This window comes from Moraxella sp. FZLJ2109 (genome assembly GCF_024296965.1).
GTDB lineage: Bacteria > Pseudomonadota > Gammaproteobacteria > Pseudomonadales > Moraxellaceae > Moraxella.
The window spans coordinates 1,924,588-1,948,525 of sequence record NZ_CP101112.1 but is presented as its reverse complement, the minus strand read 5'-3'; the positions used below and the strand labels follow the sequence as shown (position 1 = coordinate 1,948,525).

General features: G+C 45.3%; 10 protein-coding genes. 5 read left to right on the top strand and 5 right to left on the bottom strand.

Translation table 11 applies throughout. The features are described 5' to 3' along the window. Positions 1–18: 18 nt before the first annotated feature. Entirely contained in the window at positions 19–13,935 is a 13,917-nt protein-coding gene (locus NKU06_RS09295) for an ESPR-type extended signal peptide-containing protein (RefSeq protein WP_254769552.1), read from the bottom strand. A 1,126-nt stretch (positions 13,936–15,061) separates the two neighbouring features. Here NKU06_RS09295 and cysT point away from each other — a divergent pair. The 5 genes from cysT to NKU06_RS09270 all read left to right on the top strand — a co-directional run bounded on the left by cysT (position 15,062) and on the right by NKU06_RS09270 (position 18,849). Beyond that, positions 15,062–15,946, top strand: a complete 885-nt coding sequence (gene cysT, locus NKU06_RS09290; RefSeq protein WP_254730278.1) for a sulfate ABC transporter permease subunit CysT — start codon at positions 15,062–15,064, stop codon at positions 15,944–15,946. A 15-nt stretch (positions 15,947–15,961) separates the two neighbouring features. Beyond that, positions 15,962–16,807 carry a sulfate ABC transporter permease subunit CysW gene (cysW, locus tag NKU06_RS09285; RefSeq protein WP_254730275.1) on the top strand — a complete coding sequence of 282 codons (846 nt, stop codon included), beginning with the start codon at positions 15,962–15,964 and terminating at the stop codon, positions 16,805–16,807. A 37-nt stretch (positions 16,808–16,844) separates the two neighbouring features. Continuing rightward, the gene (locus NKU06_RS09280; protein ID WP_254730272.1) at positions 16,845–17,564 is read left to right on the top strand and encodes a sulfate/molybdate ABC transporter ATP-binding protein; all 720 of its coding nucleotides are present in this window, start codon (positions 16,845–16,847) and stop codon (positions 17,562–17,564) included. Between the two features lie 184 nt (positions 17,565–17,748). Further along, positions 17,749–18,042 (top strand): hypothetical protein, encoded by a 294-nt coding sequence (locus NKU06_RS09275; protein ID WP_254730269.1) that lies wholly within the window; start codon positions 17,749–17,751, stop codon positions 18,040–18,042. Between the two features lie 36 nt (positions 18,043–18,078). Further along, on the top strand, positions 18,079–18,849 hold the full coding sequence (locus NKU06_RS09270; RefSeq protein ID WP_254730266.1) for a hypothetical protein: 771 nt from the start codon (positions 18,079–18,081) through the stop codon (positions 18,847–18,849). Positions 18,850–18,941: 92 nt separating this feature from the next. Here the strand turns inward: NKU06_RS09270 and NKU06_RS09265 are convergent, their stop codons facing one another. Genes NKU06_RS09265 through cydD form a run of 4 tightly spaced genes read right to left on the bottom strand, consistent with a single transcriptional unit; the run spans position 18,942 to position 23,924 of the window. Further along, positions 18,942–19,850 carry an IS3 family transposase gene (locus NKU06_RS09265; RefSeq protein ID WP_254732049.1) on the bottom strand — a complete coding sequence of 303 codons (909 nt, stop codon included), beginning with the start codon at positions 19,848–19,850 and terminating at the stop codon, positions 18,942–18,944. Next, on the bottom strand, positions 19,841–20,365 hold the full coding sequence (locus NKU06_RS09260; RefSeq protein ID WP_254729162.1) for a helix-turn-helix domain-containing protein: 525 nt from the start codon (positions 20,363–20,365) through the stop codon (positions 19,841–19,843). The genes NKU06_RS09265 and NKU06_RS09260 overlap by 10 nt, the downstream gene beginning before the upstream one ends. 59 nt (positions 20,366–20,424) lie before the next feature. Further along, positions 20,425–22,137: an amino acid ABC transporter ATP-binding/permease protein gene (locus NKU06_RS09255; RefSeq protein WP_254730263.1), complete on the bottom strand. Its 1,713-nt coding sequence runs from the start codon at positions 22,135–22,137 to the stop codon at positions 20,425–20,427. After that, the gene (cydD, locus tag NKU06_RS09250) at positions 22,137–23,924 is read right to left on the bottom strand and encodes a thiol reductant ABC exporter subunit CydD (protein WP_254730260.1); all 1,788 of its coding nucleotides are present in this window, start codon (positions 23,922–23,924) and stop codon (positions 22,137–22,139) included. Before cydD ends, NKU06_RS09255 begins: the two co-directional genes overlap by 1 nt. Positions 23,925–23,938 lie beyond the last annotated feature (14 nt).

Here is a 23,938-nt window from a genome sequence, read left to right as displayed (position 1 = left end):
TTGCTAATCAGTCAGCAATTACCATTCCCAGCCCATACCGACACCGGCACCGAATTTGTTTTCGGTATTGGCATCGACATTCGCCTTGAAGGTCAAGCGGCCGTTGTCACTTAGGCTACTAAAGCCAACCGCAACTGCGCCTTTGTCACCATAAGAGCCTAGACCTACAGCCAGCATAGATGAGCCTGGACGATGGACTTGTGGCAAGGCAGCGACTGCACGAGCACCTGCCATACCGCCTTCCATATCGTCTTCTAGACCATTAATGCGGTTGTTGATGTTGGTCACAGCACCTTGAAGCTGATTCACATTCACTGCATCTGTGCCTTTGACACCTGGTGCGACATTGGTGATGCGGCTTGGTGCTGTCGGGCTACCGACGCTTAGCTCGCTCACGCCATCTTCGGCAGTGTTGCCAGTCATGGTTACAGGGCCGACATTCACGGTGTTGGCAGTGACAGAATCTACAGTGATGTCTTTGGCAATATCAACCGAGAACTCTTTACCACCTGTTGCGTTGGTCTTGTCGGTTTTGACAACGACATTGTCACTACCCGCAACCACAGTTTCGCGAACGTTATTCACTTTGGTTGCTGCCTCAATCTTATCTTTGGTGTCTTGTGATAGATCGATGCTGTAGTTGGTAGTGTGATTTGCCTTCGTCTCTGGAGTGACAGTCACATAGTCAGACCCTGCTGATGCTGTTGTTTTAACGGCATGAACAGTGTATGGATCAGCTTGTGTGCCCGTACCCGTCACTTCGGTGTTATCACCCGCCTTAACATAAGTCTTGGCTGCAGCAACTGTATCTTGAAGTTGTTTCACATTCACTGCATCGCCATCTTCAACACCAGCTTTGACATTGCTAATCGTCGCACCACCCACATTCACAGTTGCATCACCAAGCTTGATGGTAGTACCGCCATTGCTGATTGATGTGATGTCGGTTAGATCACCTTTGACATTGACTTTGTATGGGTCAGTATCAGTGCCTGAGCCTTCTACTGTGGTGTTTTTACCATTGACCAGTTTGGTTTTTGGTAGGTTATCAGTGTTTACAGTTAGGTTGCCATCCCTATCAAAGGTAATGGTATTGCCATCAGTTTTGATGTCAAAGGTTAGACCATTGGTTGTGACATTAGCTGTAGTGCCTTTGCCATCAACGGCTTTGACGTCTGCTTTTAGTACGCCGTTCGTTAGGGTTAGATCAACCGTGTTGGTATCTTCAACCTTAGTGGCAGCGTTGTTAAGCACGTCTTTGGCTTTGTCAGTTAGGCCTACTGCATAATCAGTGGTGGTAGTACCAACTGCTGACTTAGTGCCATTAGCAGTCACAGTCAAGAACTCGCTTGAGCCATCTTTGACAGATGCTGTAGCGGTGGTGTCTTTGGCGTTGATCACATATGGGCTAGTGGTTGTACCTTCGCCTGTGATATCAACATTATTACCTGCCTTGATTGCAGTTTTGTTCGCAGCCACTGTATCTTGAAGCTGTTTCACATTCACTGCATCATTATCATCAACACCAGCGGCAACATTGGTGATCTTGGTCGCTGAGCCGTCAGACTTACCAACATTGATATTGTTGCTCGCATCAGCTTTGATGATTGGGCCGTTTTCATTAAACTGCACTGAAGTAAATACAGGTGTATCTACCGTTGCTACAGTCAATGATGTGCCTGAGCGTGTGATGCTGATATTCTTGCCATTGACAAAGTCAACCTCATCACCTGGTTTGACCAGAGCACCTGTGTCGCCATTAGCCTTAATGGTAAAGCCTGAGTTGTTGATGGCATTGGCAATGTCAACTGCAGTCGCAAGCTTGCTCGCTTCATCACCTGTTGGGACATTGACCGTACCAGTCGCTGTATTGGTCAGCGGCGTGGTTGCTACAGATAGCTCGCCATCAGCATTTTTGACGATGGTTGTGCCATCAGTATTGACCGATAGATCAAATTTCTTCGCACCTTTCTCTGTCTTACCTTCGGTGATCGTTACTGACTTATCAGTTGACACCACTTCTTCTTGTGATGCTTGTAGCTGTTCATAGTTCACAGCATCACCAGCTTTGGTGCCGTTGGCAACGTTGGTAATCGTCGCACCACCCACATTCACAGTTGCATCACCAAGCTTGATGGTGGTGTCACCATTGCTGATTGATGTGATGTCGGTTAGATCACCTTTGACATTGACTTTGTATGGGTCAGTATCAGTGCCTGAGCCTTCTACTGTGGTGTTTTTACCATTGACCAGTTTGGTTTTTGGTAGGTTATCAGTGTTTACAGTTAGGTTGCCATCCCTATCAAAGGTAATGGTATTGCCATCAGTTTTGATGTCAAAGGTTAGACCATTGGTTGTGACATTAGCTGTAGTGCCTTTGCCATCAACGGCTTTGACGTCTGCTTTTAGTACGCCGTTCGTTAGGGTTAGATCAACCGTGTTGGTATCTTCAACCTTAGTGGCAGCGTTGTTAAGCACGTCTTTGGCTTTGTCAGTTAGGCCTACTGCATAATCAGTGGTGGTAGTACCAACTGCTGACTTAGTGCCATTAGCAGTCACAGTCAAGAACTCGCTTGAGCCATCTTTGACAGACGCTGTAGCAGTGGTGTCTTTGGCGTTGATGGTATAGGTGATTTCACCGGTCGCATCGTTAGTGACATTGGTCACTTCAACATTTGTACCAGCCTCTACCTTAGTACGTGCCGCCTTGACAGTGTCATTCAACTGCTTAACGTTCACCGCATCAGTGTCTTCAGTACCCGCTTTCACATTGGTAATTTGGTTATTACCCATGTTGATCACTGAATCTGGGCTGACTGTGAAGTTCTTCACAACTGTATCACCTGTAGCTGTTAGGTTGCTTGTGGTGATGTTGTTAAAGGTCACATCGTCTTTTGTGGCGATATTTAGCTTATTGCCACTACCAGAGATCTTGATGTTTTTACCTGCATCGATGTTTAGCGTATCGCCAGCAGTGATGTTCGATGAATCCGCTGTTGTATAGCTATTCTCACCACCATCAGCGATAGAAGCAACTTTCCATGAGACATTATTAATTGTCTTAACAATGTCACCAACAGTGGCGACTTTATTGCCTTCAGTAGTAACTGCTTGACCTGCAACCACGGTTGAAGTACCCGTATTTACTGTTGCGGTGATGGTATTGCCTGTTTTGGTGAAGTCAATGCTATCACTATCTTGAACTTCAGTCACAGCATTATTAATTACTGTCTTGGTTGCATCATCCAAACCAACGGTATAGTTAATCACACCATTAGCATCTTCTGTACCACCAGTGATTTCCACTTTACCATCAGTAGCTGCGGTCACTGTTGTTTTGGTTGCATCAACCTTATAAGTGGTTTTGTTACCATCTTTAGTTGGGGTCACTGTGGTGTTTTTACCTGATACCACTTCTGTGCTAGCAAGACCATCAGTATTCACTGTCAAGTTGCCATCTACAACTTTAATGGTTGTGCCGTCAGTCTTAACATCAAAGGTGATGCCATCAGTACCAACTTTTGCGTCAGTGGCTACGCCATCGACGAAGTTTAGGCTGTCACCGAATTTCACTTTTGCCGCTTCAGTGTTGCCATCAACTTTGGCTGTCCAGTAACCTTGATTCACTGCAGTGACAACATCTGCAACAGTTGCTACGCCATTGGTGTTTGTTACATCACCCAATGCACCATTAGCGGTTTGTGCATTGAATGTGCCTTTTTTCACATCAACATTGTAGTTTTGACCTTTGGTGTCATTCAACTTATCTTTAGTGACCGTTAGCAAGTCTGGGGTACCAGTAGATACAGACTCTTCTTTAGCAAGCTGTTCTTTGGCTGCATCGCTTAGATCAAAGACGACTTTGCCATCAGCACCAACGGTTGCGACAGTTTTGTCACCATTAGTGAAGTCTAGACCTTTGTTTAGGTTAACGGTTTGTGCATTTCCACCATTAGCTTTGTAAGTTAATGGAATAGATTCTGCAGCCTTAGTGCCATCAAAGGTGACGTTATAGGTATCTACACCATTCTCATCTGTCTTAGTTACAGCAATTGGAGCTGTACCTGTGACATTGATTGCTTCTTTGGCAGCTGTTTTGACTGCTGCTTTAGATACACCAACTTTATAAGTTTCACCTGCATTGCCTGCAGCAGCACCTGACTCAGTGCTAACGGTTGCAATGTTGTCAGCCACTGCGTCATCTAGGACGACTTTTTCGACTGATTTGGCTGCGATACGCTTGATGTCACCGATGTTTGCACCGTTGCTATCTGTATCACCGCCTGAGCCTACATTTGTCAGGGTATTGCCACCCATATCCACTGCTGAATTTGGCTTGATAGTGAAGTTCTTCACAACTGTATCACCTGTAGCTGTTAGGTTGCTTGTGGTGATGTTGTTAAAGGTCACATCGTCTTTTGTGGCGATATTTAGCTTATTGCCACTACCAGAGATCTTGATGTTTTTACCTGCATCGATGTTTAGCGTATCGCCAGCAGTGATGTTCGATGAATCCGCTGTTGTATAGCTATTCTCACCACCATCAGCGATAGAAGCAACTTTCCATGAGACATTATTAATTGTCTTAACAATGTCACCAACAGTGGCGACTTTATTGCCTTCAGTAGTAACTGCTTGACCTGCAACCACGGTTGAAGTACCCGTATTTACTGTTGCGGTGATGGTATTGCCTGTTTTGGTGAAGTCAATGCTATCACTATCTTGAACTTCAGTCACAGCATTATTAATTACTGTCTTGGTTGCATCATCCAAACCAACGGTATAGTTAATCACACCATTAGCATCTTCTGTACCACCAGTGATTTCCACTTTACCATCAGTAGCTGCGGTCACTGTTGTTTTGGTTGCATCAACCTTATAAGTGGTTTTGTTACCATCTTTAGTTGGGGTCACTGTGGTGTTTTTACCTGATACCACTTCTGTGCTAGCAAGACCATCAGTATTCACTGTCAAGTTGCCATCTACAACTTTAATGGTTGTGCCGTCAGTTTTGACGTTGAAGCTTACACCACCGTCTTTAAGTACCGCGTCTGTCGCTGTACCGTCTACGAAGTTGAGACTATCCCCAAAGTTCACATCAGCAACTTTGGTTGAACCATCTACGTTCGCTGTCCAGTAGCCTGTATTGACCGCAGAGACGACATCAGCAACGGTTGCTACACCATTGGTATTTGTAACATCGCCCAATGCACCGTTATTGGTTTGTGCATTGAATGTGCCTTTGGTAATATCAACCTTAAACTCTTTACCGCCTGAGGTGTTTTGTGCGGTGTTGTCAACAGTCACAAGACCTGAGTCACCAGCAACAACGGTTTCAACTTTGGCAAGCTCTGCTTTAGCATCATCGCTTAGATCAAAGACAACTTTGCCATCTGCACCAACGGTTGCGACAGTTTTGTCACCATTGGTGAAGTTTAAGCCTTCGCTTAGGTTAACGGTTTGTGCATTTGCACCATTGGCTTTATAAGTTAATGGTGTAGTTTTTGCTGCTTCTGCACCATTGTAGTTTACTGTGAAGGTTTCTACACCGTTCGCAGTTGCATTGGTTACGGTAATTGCTTTGCCATCACCAACAACATCAATTGCTTCTTGAGCAGCTGTTTTGACTGCTGCTTTAGATACACCGACTTTATAGGTTTCGCCTGCTTCACCAGCAACTTTACCTGACTGGGTGTTCACGGTTGCAATGTTGTCAGCAACTGTGTCATCTAGGACGACTTTTTCGACTGATTGAGCTGCGATACGCTTGATGTCACCAATGTTTGCACCGTTGCTATCTGTATCACCGCCTGAGCCTACATTTGTCAGGGTATTGTTACCCATATCCACTGCTGAATTTGGAGCAACAGTAAAGTCATTGACTGTGGTTGCGCCAGTTGCGGTCAGATCAACGGTAGTGACACTGTTGAGTGAAATATCATCTTGCAATGAATAGGTGAATACATCGGTTGCTTGATCTAGTGCCAAGTTCTTACCTGCACGCAAGGTGACAGTTTCACCTGGGTTGATCAAGGTAGTTGCGTGTGTACCTTTGGCTACACCACCATCAACCACATCACCTTTGACATTCCAGCCTGAGTTATTGATCACTGTTGCCAAGTCTTGTGCATTCACCAGTTTTTTCGCATCATCTGCTGATGGTGCATTCACTTGACCTGCTTTGTCTAGACCTGCTGCTACAGCTGTCAACGTCGTTGTTTTCACATCTGCTTGGATTTTGTTATCCGCTGTTTTGGTCAAATCAACGGTATCGGTATCAACAACATCTACTACAGCATTGTCGATGATATTCTTCGTTGCTGCATCCAAGCCAACTGTGTAGTTAATCACACCGTTTTGGTCTTCAGTACCACCAGTGATTTCCACTTTACCACCAGTAGCTGCGGTCACTGTGGTTTTGGTTGCATCCACTTTGTATGGATTTGCTTCCGTACCATCGCCTTGTACTGTAGTGTTTTTACCATCAACCAGTTTGGTTTTTGGTAGGTTATCAGTGTTTACAGTTAGGTTACCGTTGTCATCAATCTTGATGGTTGTGCCATCAGTTTTGACATCAAAGGTGATGCCTTTGTCACCATTTGCTCCGTCAACGATTCTTGCTGTTGTGCCTGTACCGTTAACGAAGTTGATGTCGTCACCAAAGCCGACTTGTTCAACTTGGTTGCCACCAACTTTTGTGGTCAAGAAGCCTTTATTCACTGCTTCAACAACATCAGCGACAGTTGCAACACCAGTGTTACCTGCTGCTAATTCACCTGTTGTGCTTGGGTTGTTGAATGTGCCTTTGGCAATATCAACCTTAAACTCTTTACCGCCCGAGGTGTTTTGTGCGGTGTTGTCAACAGTCACAAGACCTGAGTCACCAGCAACAACGGTTTCGACTTTGGCAAGCTGTGCTTTGGCATCAGCATTTAGATCAAAGGTAACAACACCATCTGCACCAACGGTTGCAACAGTTTTGTCACCATTAGTGAAGTCTAGACCTTTGTTTAGGTTAACGGTTTGTGCATTTCCACCATTAGCTTTATAAGTTAATGGAATAGATTCTGCTGCTTTTGTGCCATCAAAGGTGACATTATAGGTATCTACACCATTCTCATCTGTCTTAGTTACAGCAATTGGTGCTGTACCAGTGACATTGATAGCTTCTTTGGCAGCATCTTTCACAGCTTGTTTAGACACACCGACTTTATAGGTTTCACCTGCATTACCTGCAGCATCACCTGATTCGGTGTTCACTGTTGCGATGTTGTCAGCCACTGTGTCGTCTAGGACGACTTTTTCAACAGACTTGGCTGCGATACGTTTGATGTCACCAATGTTTGCACCGTTGGTGTCTGTATCACCACCGCTTGCAACGTTAGTAATCACTGTATCGCCTGCATTGATACCATCTTGATTGATGGTGACAGGACCTACAGTTAGGTTACTTGCTGACACGTTGTTGAAGGTGACGTTTTCAGCGGTTGCGAAGGTGAACTCATTGCCTACACGTTTAACGGTTAGGTTTTTACCTGCGCTGTAAGTGATTTCTTCACCTGGGTTGATTAAGGTTGCTCCCTCTTCATTACCTTCAGCTTTGTTACCGCCTGTTGTGACGTTAAAGCCGATTTTGTTAACCGCTTCGATTACGTCAGCTACGGTTGCTACACCGTTTTTCGTGCCAGCAGTATTTAGAGCACCTTCTGTTGTTGCACCATTGAAAGTACCTTTGGTGACATTCACAACAAAGTCATTACCGCCTGTTGAATTCTTGGTGGCATTGGTAGTGACTGTAACAAGGGCAGGTGTGCCTGTAGAAACGGTTTCTTCTTTAGCGATTTGAGCCTTAGTTGCTTGATCAAGATCTAGGCTATAAGTCGTGGTTTCTGTACCGTTCGCATTGGTTGTTGTGGTTGGTGTTACAGTAATATTAGAGCCTGTTGCTGGTGCAACAACTGTTTTATCTGCATGAACAGTGTAGTCCGTGCCACCTGTCGTTGCATTTGGTGCAGAAGTAACCGCAGTGTTATCCCCTGCCAATACCGCTGTCTTAGTTGCATTTAACTGTTGTAGGTTAACTGCATCTGTTGCATTCGTACCATTTGCTACATTGGTGACGGTGTTGCCACCCATGTTCACTGTACCACCTTGGTTTACAGTGAAATTATTGGCTGTCACATTGTTGAACGTCACATTGTCTGATGTTGCGATATTTAGGGTATCGCCCTCACCACTGATTGCAATGTTTTTACCTGCGTTGATGTTTAACTTATCTCCTGCACTGATCTTAGATGTATCAGTTACTTTGTAAGTATTTTCACCACCTGTAGCTACTGAGTTTACAGACCAAGACACATTGTTAATAGCATTAACCACATCACCTAGGTTTGCTACCTCATCCGTATCAGTTGTGATTGCTTTGCCATCACCACCCGCTGTTGATGTACCTGTGTTGACTGTTAAGTCTTTAGCACCATTTGTACCATCAGTGATACTGATAGAGTTATCGCTTGAGACCAGGTTCACATCATAAGTGATGTCTTGGCCTGAGATACGTGCAGTTGTACCTTTGCCGTCAACAAAGTTGATGTCATCACCAAAGCCTACTTGCTCAACTTGAGTACCGTTAACTTTTGTGGTTAAGAAGCCTTTATTTACTGCATCTACAACATCTTTAACTGTTGCTACGCCTGTATTACCTTCGGCCAACTCACCCGTCGAGGTTGGATTATTGAATGTACCCTTAGTTACATTCACCACAAAGTCATTACCACCCGTTGCATTTTTCGTTGCATTGGTCGTTACTGTTACTAAATCAGGGGTACCTGTAGAAACAGTTTCTTCTTTAGCGATTTGATCTTGTGTCGCTTGATCTAGCGCAACATTGTAAGTAGTGACGTTATTGCCAGTATCACTTGGTGTAACTGTCAGACCTGTACCTGTTGTGACGACAGTTTTTTCTGCATCAATCGTATAGGTCGTTGTACTACCTTCTGTTTTAGACGCTACATTAGTGTTATTACCTGCAGCAACGACTGTTTTTGGTAGTGCATCGGTATTCACTTTTAGGCTGTTGGTAGCTTGATCAATTTGGATGGTAGAGCCGTCAACATTGGTGTTATAAACTACAGCACCATCTTTGACTGCAGCGGTTGTGCCCGTGCCATTAGCAAAGTTAAGCGTATCACCAAACTTAATGTCAGCTGCTTTTGAGCCATTAGCATTGACAGTGAAGAAGCCTGAATTCACCGCAGTCACGACATCAGCTACAGTGGCTACGCCTGCTGTCGTACCGTCAGCATTTAGCTTACCTGCTGTTGTTACACCATTGAATGCACCTTTGGTGATGTCAACGGTATAATCAGTAATCTGTGTAATACCATCAGCACGAGTAGCATCTGCTTTAGTAACAGTCACTAGGCTACCATCTGCTGCTTTGACGTGTGCAGAAGTATCGGTGTTGGTATCGGTATCAACGACTTTTGATTTTAGCTTACCATCAACGACTTCAAGGGTATTTTCATCAATGCTTAGACCGACTTCATAGTTAGTCACGCCAGTTGCTGATTTAATACCTTCTGTGACGGTGATTGGTGAGGTTGCTGCTTTTGATACCGTGGTTTTTTCTGCATCCACTGTGTAAGTCGTGGTTGTGCCATCAGTCTTGCTTGAAACTACTGTGTTATTACCCTGTGCTACCACAGTTTTTGGTAGTGCACTGGTATTCACTTTTAGGCTGTTGGTAGCTTGATCAATTTGGATAGTGGTGCCGTCAACATTGGTGTTATAAACTACAGCACCATCTTTGACTGCAGCGGTTGTAGCTGTGCCATTAGCAAAGTTAAGCGTATCACCAAACTTAATGTCTGCTGCTTTTGAGCCATTAGCATTAACAGTGAAGAAGCCTGAATTAACTGCAGTCACGACATCAGCTACAGTGGCTACGCCTGCTGTCGTACCGTCAGCATTTAGCTTACCTGCTGTTGTTACACCATTGAATGCACCTTTGGTGATGTCAACTTTAAACTCTTTACCGCCTGTGTCATTGTTGTTTGGTGAAGTCACAGTCACGAGACCTGAATCACCTGCGATAACCGTCTCGACTCTATCGAGTTTATTTTGTGTCTCTTGATCTAGCGCAACATTGTAAGTGGTGACGTTGTTTGCACTATCTCCCCCTGATGTACTAACAGTTAGACCTGTACCAGTGGTGACGACAGTTTTTTCTGCGTCAATCTTATAGGTCTTGCCATCAGCCGACGGTCTTGCGGTGACATAAGTGTTATTACCAGCCACGACAGATACACGCGTTGCATTCAGCTGTGATAGATTCACTGCATCATTTGGTTCGGTGCCGTTAGCAACATTGGTAATTCTTGTCGCTGATCCATCCGGTTTTGCGACTTTGATGTTAGTACCTCCATCATTAGTGATTTTCGGTCCGCTACTGCTAACAAACTGTACGCTATCAAAGATTGGGTTGGTGGCGATTTGGATTTGTACGCCTTGATTATCAACTACCGTTTGGACGTTACGCGCACTGTAGTTGCCAGTAGTTGCCGCATCAGCATTACGCGATAGTTGTGTTCCTACGTTCGCACCCTTGATAACAATCTCATCGCCCAAAATACGTTCTAAGCCATTTTCACTAGCAAAGTTCATGGTGGCATTCGCACCATCTTTGTTGCTATTGGCCTTAAAGGTGATTGGCTTAGCTGCTTGATGTGCGACAGCATAGAGCTGCGAGCCATTGATGGCGTCTGTTGATGTTTTTGAGATTTCACCGGCGGCGACGTTTTGGATACGACGTTCTGCACCTGATGAGCCGACAGAGACTGCACCATCTGATGTCGCACCTGCAAAGGCTTGACCACCAACTGAGGTTGAACCATAAGTAAGATAACCGACAGTAGCTGTCGAGACTGTGCCACCAGCACCTGCAGTTGTCGCTGTGGCGCCACTTTGCTGGTCTTTATCCCATGTCTTAAGCGTACCAACGCCGTCACCACCGACACTGCCTGTACCACGAGTAACCTCTGATTCATTACCAAGATAGACAGAGTTAGCTACCGTTCCTTCGCCAGAATCAACCGCCAAATCGGTCGAGCTACGGCCGATACCGCTACCTAGTACAAAGGTATTAGCCGATGTAATGGTATTGTTATTACCAATCGCATACGAGCCATCTGCATCAGCCGTTAGGTGTGATGGATCACCGAATGCACCTGCGTTGTCAGCTTCGATAGTATGACCCACGCCCACAGCAACCGATTGATTGCCTGTTACATTTGAGCTTTTACCGATGGCGATAGATTCAGTGCCCAACGCTTTGGTACTTGTACCGATGGCGATGGTGTCTGCTTTTGCAGTATCAAGCTTGGCTTTGGCAGTAGTAAGAGCCTGTTCCAGACCTGGTTTGGCAGCTGCTAGATTGTTTAGTTCAGTTTGGTATTTGGTAATATTTGCCGTGTCATTTTTAGCAGTAGCTGCAACCAATAGCCCTTGATTAACTCGGGTATTACGCTCATTAGTGAATAAATCATTTTGTGCTTTGGTAAAGGCATCCACATCCGCCTTAGCGATACCCGCCAACGAAGACTGACCAATAGCAATACCATTTGTACCTGATGCCGTTGATGACACACCTATAGCGGTGGCATTATCACTTACCGCATAAGCACTGTGACCGTATGCAGCAGAACTTGCTCCTGTACTACGAGAACCTCTACCCACAGCGGTAGAATTTGCTCCATAGTTACGTGCTGCTGTACCAATTGCGATACCATTTTCACCCTTGCCAATAGCATACCAACCTTGTGCAATCGTAGCTGTAGCGTGTGCTTCGGACATATCGCCAATTGACATTGAGCGGTCAGCACCACTATGTACCAATGACCCCTTACCTAATGCAATAGCAAGTGTACTTTGCGATGTTGCCTCTGAACCGATTGCGGTTGCACCTTCTTGGCTAGCCAAACTGCCTGAACCAATGGCGGTTGTATAGTTTGCGCGAGCCTTAGAATCAAAACCAACCGCAACCGCTTGTTGTGCATCAGCAACCGAGCCAACACCATAGGCACTTGAGCGATCGCCCAATGCACGGCTATTAACACCTACTGCGGTAGCAAATTGCGATAGACCTGCATCCGCCGCTTGACCGATTGCCACACTCGCGTCTTTGGCTGTTGCCTTCGCACCGATTGCAATCGCTGTACCAAGATCAACTTCTTCGCCATTACGCATGGTAGTGTTAGAAACTTTCACGCCTGCCGCTGTTGCACTTTGACCGATAGCAATAGATGCCGGTTGAGATCCTTTGGCTGCACTTGCACGAGCATTCTCACCAATTACAACTGCACCATTTGCACCCTGCTGAACATCTTCTCTATTTGGTGTATTGGCATCATCTGCCAAACCTGTTGCTGCGGCATTTGCACCAATCACAACGGCAGAACCCGTTGAGTTTGAGTTTTTACCAATTGCAATACCGTATTGAGAAATGGCTTTGGCTTCTACACCCGCAGTAACAGAAAACGCACCTGTCGCACCTGCTTTGTCCGTAATACGACCTTTGTTGGTCACAGGATCGCCAGCACCTTGGTTGGTGTTGTCATTGGTATGGAAATAAGTGCTCTCAATCTCACCGCCTAGCGCAGCAGCGACTGCATATAGCTGTGAGCCGTTGATGGCATCAGTTGAAGTCTCACTCAAGCGACCTGCAGCGACATTGGTGATGGTGCGTTTTACATTATCATTACCCACACTGACCGTTGAGACAACATCATTGCCATCAAAATTATATTTAAATGAACCAAGAGTTGTATTTTCTGTTTTGATTGCTGGCGTTGTCTTAGAGTTACTACCCAGTGCAACACTATTCTCTTGATCTGCAATTGTACCACGACCTAGCGCAAGAGCATTTGCGCCACTTGCGACAGACTCATGACCCATCGCCGTTGCAAAATCCCCTGTCGCATCCGCTTCGTTACCCACTGCCGTTGCACCTGCTTTGGTCGCCGTGGTATTACGACCGACAGCCACCGCAGATTCGCCACTGGCTGTTGAGTTCACACCCGCTGCGACAGCATTCTCACCTGATGCATTTGATTTAAAACCCGATGCAGTTGAATGATTACCTTCAGCTTTGGCTTGTGCACCAGTTGCAGTTGCTTTTTCTGCTGCTACAGATTGGGCACCTGAAGCTGTACCATCACGACCAGTGACATCAGCGTGATAACCGACTGCCGTACCTTCATCACCGTTAACCATCGTGAAGGTACCTAGTGCGGTTGAACCCCAGCTAGATGCATTTGCTTGTCCACCCAGTGCATTAGCGTAAGAACCAGTCGCCTTAGATTGTACACCCGTTGCTGTACTCCACGCAGCCGACGCATTTGACTCCTGACCTGTTGCAATACTTGCATATCCCACCGCTTTGGCATTCTGACCAGTTGCTGTTGACAGCATCGCTGCTTCAGCAGCTTCACCAAGGGCGGTTGCTTGCTTACCGCGAGTTATTGCATTTACACCGATGGCAACGCTTTCTGCTCCCGAGGTATCGCCACCAGCCAAAACTTGTGCGCTATGACCGATAGCGATGCTTTTAGCCGCATGAACAAACGAGCCTGCCCCCAATGCCATAGTGTTCGCATTTAGAGGATTCCCTTTTTCATCACGTGGTGGATTGTCATTAACATTACCACCCCATGCTTCGATAATACTTGCCGATGTTGTCACCGGCGTAGCCGCCTGTGCCTGTCCACCTATCAACGCACTCCCTGCAACTGCCAGTGATACCACGGCAGCAGCTTTTGATAGTTTTGCTCGCTTATCCGTCTTGGACGAAGTTTTACCTTTTGCTTGAGCGATCTCAGATACCGCTACCCATGTTTGGGTTGCGTGGTTCCAAATAACCTTATAGACCTTGTTCATACATCACCTTATATATGAGCTAATGAATGCAATATGTGCTTTATTATTGATTGGTACATTTATCAATTTTTTATGATAAATCACCAAACAATACTCCAAATAAATCATGATCAAAAAACTCAGTAGATAGACCATGAACAGTATTATTTTAGCAATAAAATTTATACAATGCTACACCCCCCCCTCTGCAGAAAATATGAAAACACGATAGATAAATATTTGATATTATTTTATAAGTTATTGTTTTATAATATATTTTATTTTTTTAAAATTGGTATATAATACTTAATTTTATTTATTAATACTTAATTAAAATAATGATACAAAGTTACTAGATATTCAATTATTACCATAAGTTATGTAAATTAATGTAATATATAAAAATGTTATAATAATACGATATGTTTAAATTTTATTCATATAAGTTTTTGATTTATAGAGAAAAATCTGATATATCCAAAAAGTTTATAATTAATAACAAAATTATAATTATATAAAAAGTCTATACTATATTGCATTTATTGGGATTGATTATCATTAACCTTTATTAAAATTAAATTTAAAAGTGCGGATTATTAAGCAAGCCTTGATATTTCTTTGCTACGAAAGTTGAATTTATATTTTTTTGTAAATTTTTATATAAATTTATAGTTTTGTATGTTTTTTAATCAATCCATAAACTTTGTAGGGAATTTTTTGTTTATTTTTTAGGCAGTTAGGCAAGCCGTGCTCAGTGAACAAGTGTTGTGTTATATTGGTTTTATTAAATTTTTATTGATAATTTTATGGGTTGTACGATATTTTCATTCAACCATAAAATAGCAATGCATCACCAAGTACGAGTGATGACAAATAAAAAGGGACTGTCTTAGATAACTAAACCAAACCACCCCTAACTAATTGTTTTAAAAATGGAGTTTTTGGTCATTATCTAGGATAGCGCCTTAAATAATTTATCTTGTTTGTCTTATCATGCCTTTAATTCTAATGCCATCTCTTAAATTCCAATATCGAAAATAAAAAGTCCATTTTGTTAGTAGTGTTTTGGTGGGTGATATTTTAAAGTACGCTATCAAATATATTATCCATTATCATTGATTTAGCAGTCGCCATCACAGGATTTATTATGAGTGTGTCATCATCCACCAACCAACCAAAAAACCGCGCCCATCGTGTGATGCCGTTTTTTGGGCTAAGCCTTGGTGTTAGCGTGTTTGCCCTATCGCTATTGGTTGTGTTGCCTTTTGCGATGATGATTTTGACGACGCTTGAGATGGGCTTTGCTGACATCATTCGCACCATCCGTGAGCCACAGGTCTTTGCCGCCATCAAGCTATCATTGAGCATGGCTGCGCTTGCCACCTTGACCAATGTCATCTTTGGCACGCTGATTGCTTGGGTGCTTGTGCGCTATGACTTTTGGGGCAAATCCATCATCAATGCCCTGGTTGATTTACCTTTCGCCCTGCCGACAGCGGTGACTGGTATTGCACTTGCGACACTCTATGCGCCCAACGGACTATTTGGTCAGTGGTTTAGCCAACTTGGTATCGCCTTGACTGGTGAGCCGATTAAGATTGCCTTTACGCCGATTGGTATTTGGCTTGCGCTTGTCGTTGTAAGTTTCCCATTCATCGTGCGTGCAGTACAGCCCGTCTTGGCAGAATTATCTGTCGAATTTGAAGAAGCGGCGGCGGTGATGGGTGCGTCTCGCTTGACGACATTTCGCCGTGTGGTATTGCCTGAGATTACCCCTGCGATTTTGATTGGCTCGGGGATGATGTTCGCTCGTGCGACCGGTGAATACGGCTCGGTGATTTTTATTGCTGGTAATATCCCGATGCAATCAGAAATCCTGCCCTTGATTATCGTCTCAAAGCTTGAGCAATTTGATGTCGCAGGAGCGGCGTGTGTGGCGTTATTTATGCTGCTACTATCACTCATTGTGCTATTTGGCATCAACTTTGCCCAATGGAAACTATCTGCCCGCTTGGGTGCAAAAACCAATTAATCACACAGGTCAGCTATGGTAAGTTCAACTCAATACGCATACCAAAACAATCCTGCCACTCGTGATAAACCATGGGTCAAATGGCTACTGATTAGCCTTGCCTTGCTATTCATGGGTGTGATGCTTGTCGTACCTTTATTATCGGTGTTTTATGAAGCATTGCGTGAAGGTTGGGCGGCTTATCAGGCAGCACTCGTTGAGCCTGATGCGCTCTCGGCGATTAAATTGACGCTCATCACCACTGCCATCGTACTACCAATTAACACCCTTATTGGTGTAGCATTGGCATATTTGATTACTCGCCATAAATTCCGTGGTAAATTTATCATCACCACCTTGCTTGACCTACCCTTTGCGGTATCGCCTGTGGTAGCAGGCCTGATGTTTGTGCTGGTTTTTGGTGCCAATACGCTGCTTGGCGGTTGGCTTGAGAGCATGGGCATTCAGGTGATTTTTGCGACGACAGGGATTGTGCTTGCGACTTTATTTGTCACTTTTCCGTTTATTGCTCGTGAGCTGATTCCGCTGATGCAAGCCCAAGGTGACAGCGAAGAAGAAGCAGCATTGACCCTAGGGGCGAATGGCTGGCAGATGTTTTGGAAAGTGACTTTGCCAAATATCAAATGGGCGCTACTGTATGGCATCATCCTAACCAATGCTCGCGCGATGGGCGAATTTGGTGCAGTGAGTGTCGTCTCAGGGCATATCCGTGGCGAGACCAATACCATGCCGCTGATGATTGAGATTGCTTATAACGAATACGCCTTTACTTTGGCATTTGCACTATCGAGCCTATTGGCACTATTGGCACTGGTGACACTGATTATCCAAGGCATCATGACGCGCAAACAAAGTCACTGATTATCTATTATTTATAAATATTGCATTGAGAATTACCATGAGTATCGAAATTAAACACATTCATAAGAAATTTGGCGACTTTGTGGCACTTGGCGATATTAATATCGAAGTCCCAACAGGCGAGCTAACCACCTTGCTTGGCCCATCAGGGTGTGGCAAAACGACACTGTTGCGCATCATCGCAGGGCTAGAAAATGCCGACAGCGGCCGCATCGCCTTTGAAGGTGTGGATGTCACCGATATCCCTGTCCAAAAGCGTGGTATCGGCTTTGTGTTTCAGCAATACGCCCTGTTTCGCCATCAAACCGTCGCCCAAAACATCGCCTTTGGTTTGACGCTACTACCAAAAAGTGTGCGCCCTGACGCTCGCGGTATTGATCAGCGTGTCGATGAACTACTTGAACTGGTGCAACTTCCCCAAACCAAGCATCGCTATCCACACGAACTATCAGGCGGTCAGCGTCAGCGTATCGCGCTGGCTCGTGCACTCGCAACCAAGCCGCGCCTACTGCTACTCGATGAGCCATTTGGCGCACTCGATGCCAAAGTGCGTAAAGAGCTACGCACCTCACTCAAGGATATTCAGCGTGAGATTGGCATCACCAGCATTATGGTGACGCACGACCAAGAAGAAGCGCAGGCGATATCGGATAAAATCGTCATCATGAATCATGGTAAGGTAGAACAAATCGGCACGCCTGCTGAGCTGTTCGCCACACCAAATAGCGATTTTGTGGTGGATTTTTTGGGTTTGTGATTTGCTAAGTTTGCAGTTATTTATTTTCACCGCTGTTATGGCGGTGATTTTTTTGGGTGGGTGACTGTGGTTGTTATTTGATTGAAATAGCCCCATAACAACCCGCATTATGCACCCACAGCCCCAATCTGCCCACATAGTAGCCCGTAGGTTGGGTTAAGCTTGCAAAACCCAACATTTTTCTATGAAAATAACTTCTTTATTTAATGACAATGTTGAACAATTGGGTTGGTTTTTGGCAAAACTTAATTTATGTGTAGCATTGCTCTTTGAATTCATTCCACACATTAATTCATCACAAGCATTTGATTTAAATAAATTTTATAAAAATCTTGGGCAATTGTCGATTGACTGCCCTAACAGCACACCCATACTCAATTTTTTGAATAAGTGCCAACACTCACCACCATTGTATCAGCTTTGTCCACAAAATGCTTATTTACCATCAAAAACACACTTCTTGGCAAAAATTTGTTAAAATGGACAAATTTACACACAAAACACAGCCAAAACCATGAATGACACCACAAATTCCAAGTACGATGCCAACGAAATCGGCGCAGAATGCTACGAAGAAACCTTTGATGCAGCGCGATTGTTTGATTCTTTTTTGATCGGTTGGCAGCAGACTTTGGGCAATATTAAGCATAATTATGCCACTGCTGCTGACAGTTATATTGATGAAGTTTTATTAACAGTCAGTGAACAGCAAATCAATGATGCGCTGTATCGCTTCGTCACGCGCAATGTCAAGATGCTGCACGATGTACATCTTGATCTGCATGATGGCTGGCTCAGATTGTATTGCACTGTTGATTTTCATGGGATTTTTGCCAGTGTCGCCAGTAATTTTGAATTGGTGAATCTACAGCTAGATCGCCATCATCAGCGCCTGATCCTAAGACAGATCAGCGACACCGATGTCATCGAACTGCACACGCGCCAATGGTACAAAGCACCGCTTGCCAAGTTCGCCGTCGCAAGCTATCGTGCGATCATGCGTAAAGATCCACTACCGTTTATTTTAAGTTCGATTAAAATTAAAGGCGTGCCATTTACCGAGCATAAAGACGATGTGATTTATTTGGACATCGGTCGTTGGCTTAAGGCTGACCATAAGGACAAATTGCGCCAAGCGCAGGTCAATCACGCCACGCTCAAAAACGAACAACTACTGCTCAAGCTACAGCCGAACTTCACCGAAATTTTCAGCTTCGGTGATCCTAATGCCGACATCATCACCGCTAAAGATAACCCGAACAAAGCGGATAAAAAGGCGGATTAGCGATAGCTTGGCAATATATGCAAAAACGGCTGATTATCACTGAACCGACCCCCAAATCTTAGACAAAGTTAAGATTAAGGACTAGGTTTAAATTAAGTGGTTTGGTCAAGGACTAAGCGCCTGTATTTTACAGGACTTAGTCCTTTTAGTTTAATCTTTATTCTATCATGATTGTAGTAATGGATGTACTCATCAATCGCTTGTTTAAGCTCATCAATGGAGGTAAATCTTCTTTGATGTTTGTCATGAAAGAAGATTTCTTCTTTTAATGTGCCAAAGAAGCTTTCTATCACCGCATTATCCAAGCAATTGCCCTTTCTTGACATACTTTGAATGATGTTGTTGTCTTTTAAGGTTTGTTGATAATTTTGCATTTGGTAGTGCCAGCCTTGATCTGAATGCAGAATCAATTGTGGTTTGCTGCTATCGTTGCCAGCATTATCATCTGCTTGCAGTCGCTTTAGTGCCTGATCAAGCATCTTGGCAACCAAGCCATAATTTGGGCTACTGTGCATCTGATAGCTAACAATTTCTCCATTAAACAAATCCATGATGGGAGACAAGTAAAGCTTTTTGACATTACCTTGTTTATCCAACACTTTAAACTCAGTGACATCAGTCGCCCATTTTTGGTTGGGTCGATCTGCTTTAAAATCACGCTTGAGTACATTATCAGCGATTTTACCCACCTTACCCTGATAAGCACTAAATCTGCGTTTAGAGCGAATCCGTGCTTTCAGTCCCATTTGGTTCATCAGTCGCCACACTTTTTTATGATTGATGACAAAGCCTAACTGTTTTAAGGCAAGGGTGATTCTGCGATAGCCATATCTGCCTTGATGGGTGTGATATATCTTTTTGATTGCATCTTTGATGTCTTGATGTTTATCCTTTTGCTTGAATTGCTTTAAGTGATAATAAAAGGTTGCTTTGGCAACACCAAGATAAGTCAGTAATTGTTTTAATGGATAAATCTGCCTTAGCTCGTCAATCACTGTGATTTTATTGATGATGATTTGCTTTTTCTTTGCTGACGCTCCAAGGCTTCTAACTTTTTTAAGATGTCATTCTCCATGCGTAAGTGTTGTAATTCAGCAATCAATTCAGCATGGGTCTTTTGTTCATCAAGTTTGGATGTTTGGCTTGCTTTGCTGGTCTTTAGCATAGATTGCCTGCCTTTGGGTTTAGGAGTCAGTCCCATGATACCATGAGTTTGATAAGCTTTTAACCATTGAAACAGCACACTTGGGTTGCTGATATTTAATTCAATCGCCAAAGTGCGTATGGATTTACCAGCAAGTAGTTGTAATACTGCAGTGTGTTTGAATTCTGGTGAATAACTAGCTTTGCTCTTTCTGATACGAATACCATCAACACCATGAGTTTGGTAGAGTCTCACCCAGTTTTGGACAATAGAGCGTTTAATACCAAAAGAGTTGGCTGTGTTGTGGTAACTATGTCCTGTTAAATAATGATCAATGACTTCAAGTTTAAAGTCAATTGTGTATTTGGTCATAAAAACACCCCAAAGGTTGTCTAACTTTTGGGGTGCGGTTCACACACCAGCCGTTTTTATTATTCGCCCACTTTCAGCACATCCACCGCGCCCATCTCATCCCACAGCTGATGTGTGGAGATGATCAACAAGCCGATGCGTCCTGCACGCTGTTCGTCTGCCAAATACTGCCAAACGATTTTGCGCGTATCGCTATCAAGCCCTGCAAATGGCTCATCCAACAGCAGCAGTGATTTTGGCGCAAGCAATAAACGCGCCAAGGCTATGCGCCGCGCCTGACCGCCCGATACCGCCATGCCATATTCGCCCAGTGGCGTGGCAAGACCCTGCGGCTGCGCGCGCACCCAGTCGCCCAGACCCACCGCATTCAGCACCGCGTACAGCTCATCATCGCTGGCAGTTGGCTTTCCTAAGCGTAAATTATCCGCCAAAGTCTGATCAAAAATATCCACCGCCTGACCCAAAAAGCCCATCGACGCACCAAAATCTACCGTCTGAAGCTCAGCCGATTGCACAGCATCAGCAAGGCACATCTGCCCTGCCACTAGCTGATGCTCTTGGGCAATGGTGTGGAGCAGTGTCGATTTGCCCGCGCCTGAAGCGCCGACGATTAGGCAAGGTTTATCATGCGTAATAACGGCGTTCAGATGACTTGCACCGATAATGGCTTTGGGCGCTTTGACTGTGGCATTTTCAATTTTTAATGATAGGTGATTGATGTCATATTCATCAATATGCACAGATTTGGCAATGTTATCTTCATCAGCGATCATCGCATTTAGGCGATCTTTGGCGACCAATGAGCGGCCATATGCCAAAGGCTCAGCCACCAAATTTTGTAAAAATTCACCCAAGCCCACCAAACCCAAAAACAGCGCCAAAGCCACTGCCGAGCTCATCATCGGATAGTCATTTAGCAGATGCTCGGTAAATGGCACGATGTCAGCCGCCGCAAAAAATTCGCCCATCGCCCATAGTAATAGTAGCAAGGCAACAGCGTGTAGTATCTGAATCACAAAGGCACTGATACGGCGCAGTCCGTGTGTGGACAATGTAAGCGCGTGCCGCTGATTTTCGATATGGGTCAATTGTGCGGTTTGCTTACGCCATTGCCCCCAAATCAGCAGCGATGTCAAGGCAGGCAAAGTGTCTAACAGCTGTGATTTGTGCTGTTCGTGCAGTGTACTTTCTTGAATGGCAAATGCCTTAGCAAGATAAATCACCACGACTGCGACCGCCATCGCCGCGATGAGTAGCAGCACCGACAGCCACGCACTTGGCAAGACAGTGATCATCACCGCGCCCACCGCAAGCACCGCGCCGACTGCCATCACCCACGGCGTGACGAAGCGCAGGATAAATTCATTCAGTACATCGATGTCTTTGACCAGTCGGTGCATTCTTTGGCTGCTTGAGCCTGCTTGCGCACTGCGTGTGGCGAAACTTAAGCTTGCCCAACGCTGAAAAAACCGCACGCGCAAATCTTTCAGCAGCCCAAATACCGCATGATGCGACACCATCAGATCACCATAACGCGACAAGGTGCGCACGATGGCAAAGCCACGAATGATCCCCGCTGGCATCATATAATTAAAGGTATGACCGCCGACCGCCACAAGCCCTGCCGCCGCCGACATGGTGACGAACCAGCCTGAGAGTATGGTCAAGCCAAGCACCGACCACACGGTCAATAAGCCTAGAAACCACGCCAAAACCCACACGGCTGTCTGCGTGCCGATCAGTTGGCGCAGTTGAAATTGTGTCTTTTTCATCACGCCCCCATATCCGCGTGCGGCGCGCCCAAGCGATGACATACCGCGAACGATGCCGCCGTCTCATCATCATGCGTCACCCAAATAACCGTCCTACCCACCGCCAAACGCTTCAGCAGCGCCGTAATCCGCTCAGCCGTCTCAGCGTCCAAATGCTCAGTCGGCTCATCCAATAGCCAAATCGCAGCGTCTTGTAATAATAGCTGCGCGATGGCAAGCCGATGCGCCTGACCACCCGATAAACCACCGCCGCGCTCAGCAAGCACGGTATCTAGCCCCTGTGGTAATGCCGTCACCACATCTTGTAAGCCCACTGCGTCCAGTGCAGCCATCAGCTCATCATCGATGGCATCAGTCTTGGCAAGTCGTAAATTATCCGTAATCGACATCGGCAATAATGCTGGCGTCTGTGCCAAATAGCCGATTTGTTCGCGCAGCTTAACAATATCTAGCGTATCCAATGAATGCATCTGCACACCATCATCAAAGGTGATCGTGCCTGTAAACTGTCCAAAGCCAAGCAAAACTTGTAAAATCGTCGATTTGCCAGAGCCGCTTTGACCTTGCACGCCTGTGATTTGCCCTGCTTGAAAATCAAGACTGGTCGGCGGCAAGCGCAGTCGCCCATCATCACCAAAGACGGTGACTTTGTCCAGTCGGATGCTTGTTTTATCCGTGATGATCAGCGGTGTTTTGCCAGTTTGTGCAGGTTTGAACGCCAAAAAATCCACCATCGCCTTTGCCGCGCCTTGTGCTTGTCCTTTGACATGATACTCCGCCCCAAGTCGGCGCAGTGGCGCATAAAATTCAGGCACAAGCAGCAAAATCATCAGCGCTGCACTGTAGCTCGTCACCATCACACCCGTCTGCCACGGCAAAATCCCCATCAAGCCAAAACCCAAATACACCGCCACCAGTGCAATCGATAAAGCAGATAAGAACTCAAGCACCGCACTGTTTAAAAACGCAATCTTTAGCACATCCATGGTTTTTTGGCGGTAGGATTCGCTCGAGCGCTCAATATCCTGCGTTGCGATCTGTACTGCATTTAGCCGAGCTAAAGTATTCACACCGCGAATCCAGTCAAAAAACCGCCCGCCAAGCTGTCCCATCGCATCCATCTGCTCACGGCTTTTGCGCGCGGTCGCCATGCCAATGATCGCCATAAAAATCGGCACAAGAGGCGCGGTAGCGAGCAAAATCAGCGCCGATACTTTACTAAAAAAACTGATGCAAATTGCCAATAAAATCGGCGTCGTCACCGCAGTCATTTTCTGTACTTCAAAGCGCGCAAAACCAAGCAAATGTTCAGGCTCATCGACGACTTTGCTTGCCAAAACCCCATCCGAGCCAAAAAATCTACGCGCCACGCCCATCCCGCCAAGCTTCGCCATCAATCGCGCGCGTACATCGCCTGCCACCTGTACGCCCACACGCGTCAAGATCGCATCTCGTGCATAACCCACCAACGCACGACATACAAACACCAAAAACAGCACTGCCAAATACAACCACAACGCAGCAATAGCCATCGCATCATGATGGGCAAACTGAGGGATGAACGGCAATAACCATCCATCAAAAATCAGCACAATCACCCACGCCTGCACCATGAGCAATAGCACATTGACAACATCACACAGCCATGCCAGATAGATGGATTTTTTGACAGGTTTAAAGGTTTGTTTTAAAAAATTATTAGCAGCGATGTCAGCAGGATCGCGGCGAGAATTTTTGTCTTTACTGGCGCGCTGTTTGGTGGGCGGGGCGGTGGTTGTGGCGGTCATGGTGGTTAAGATTT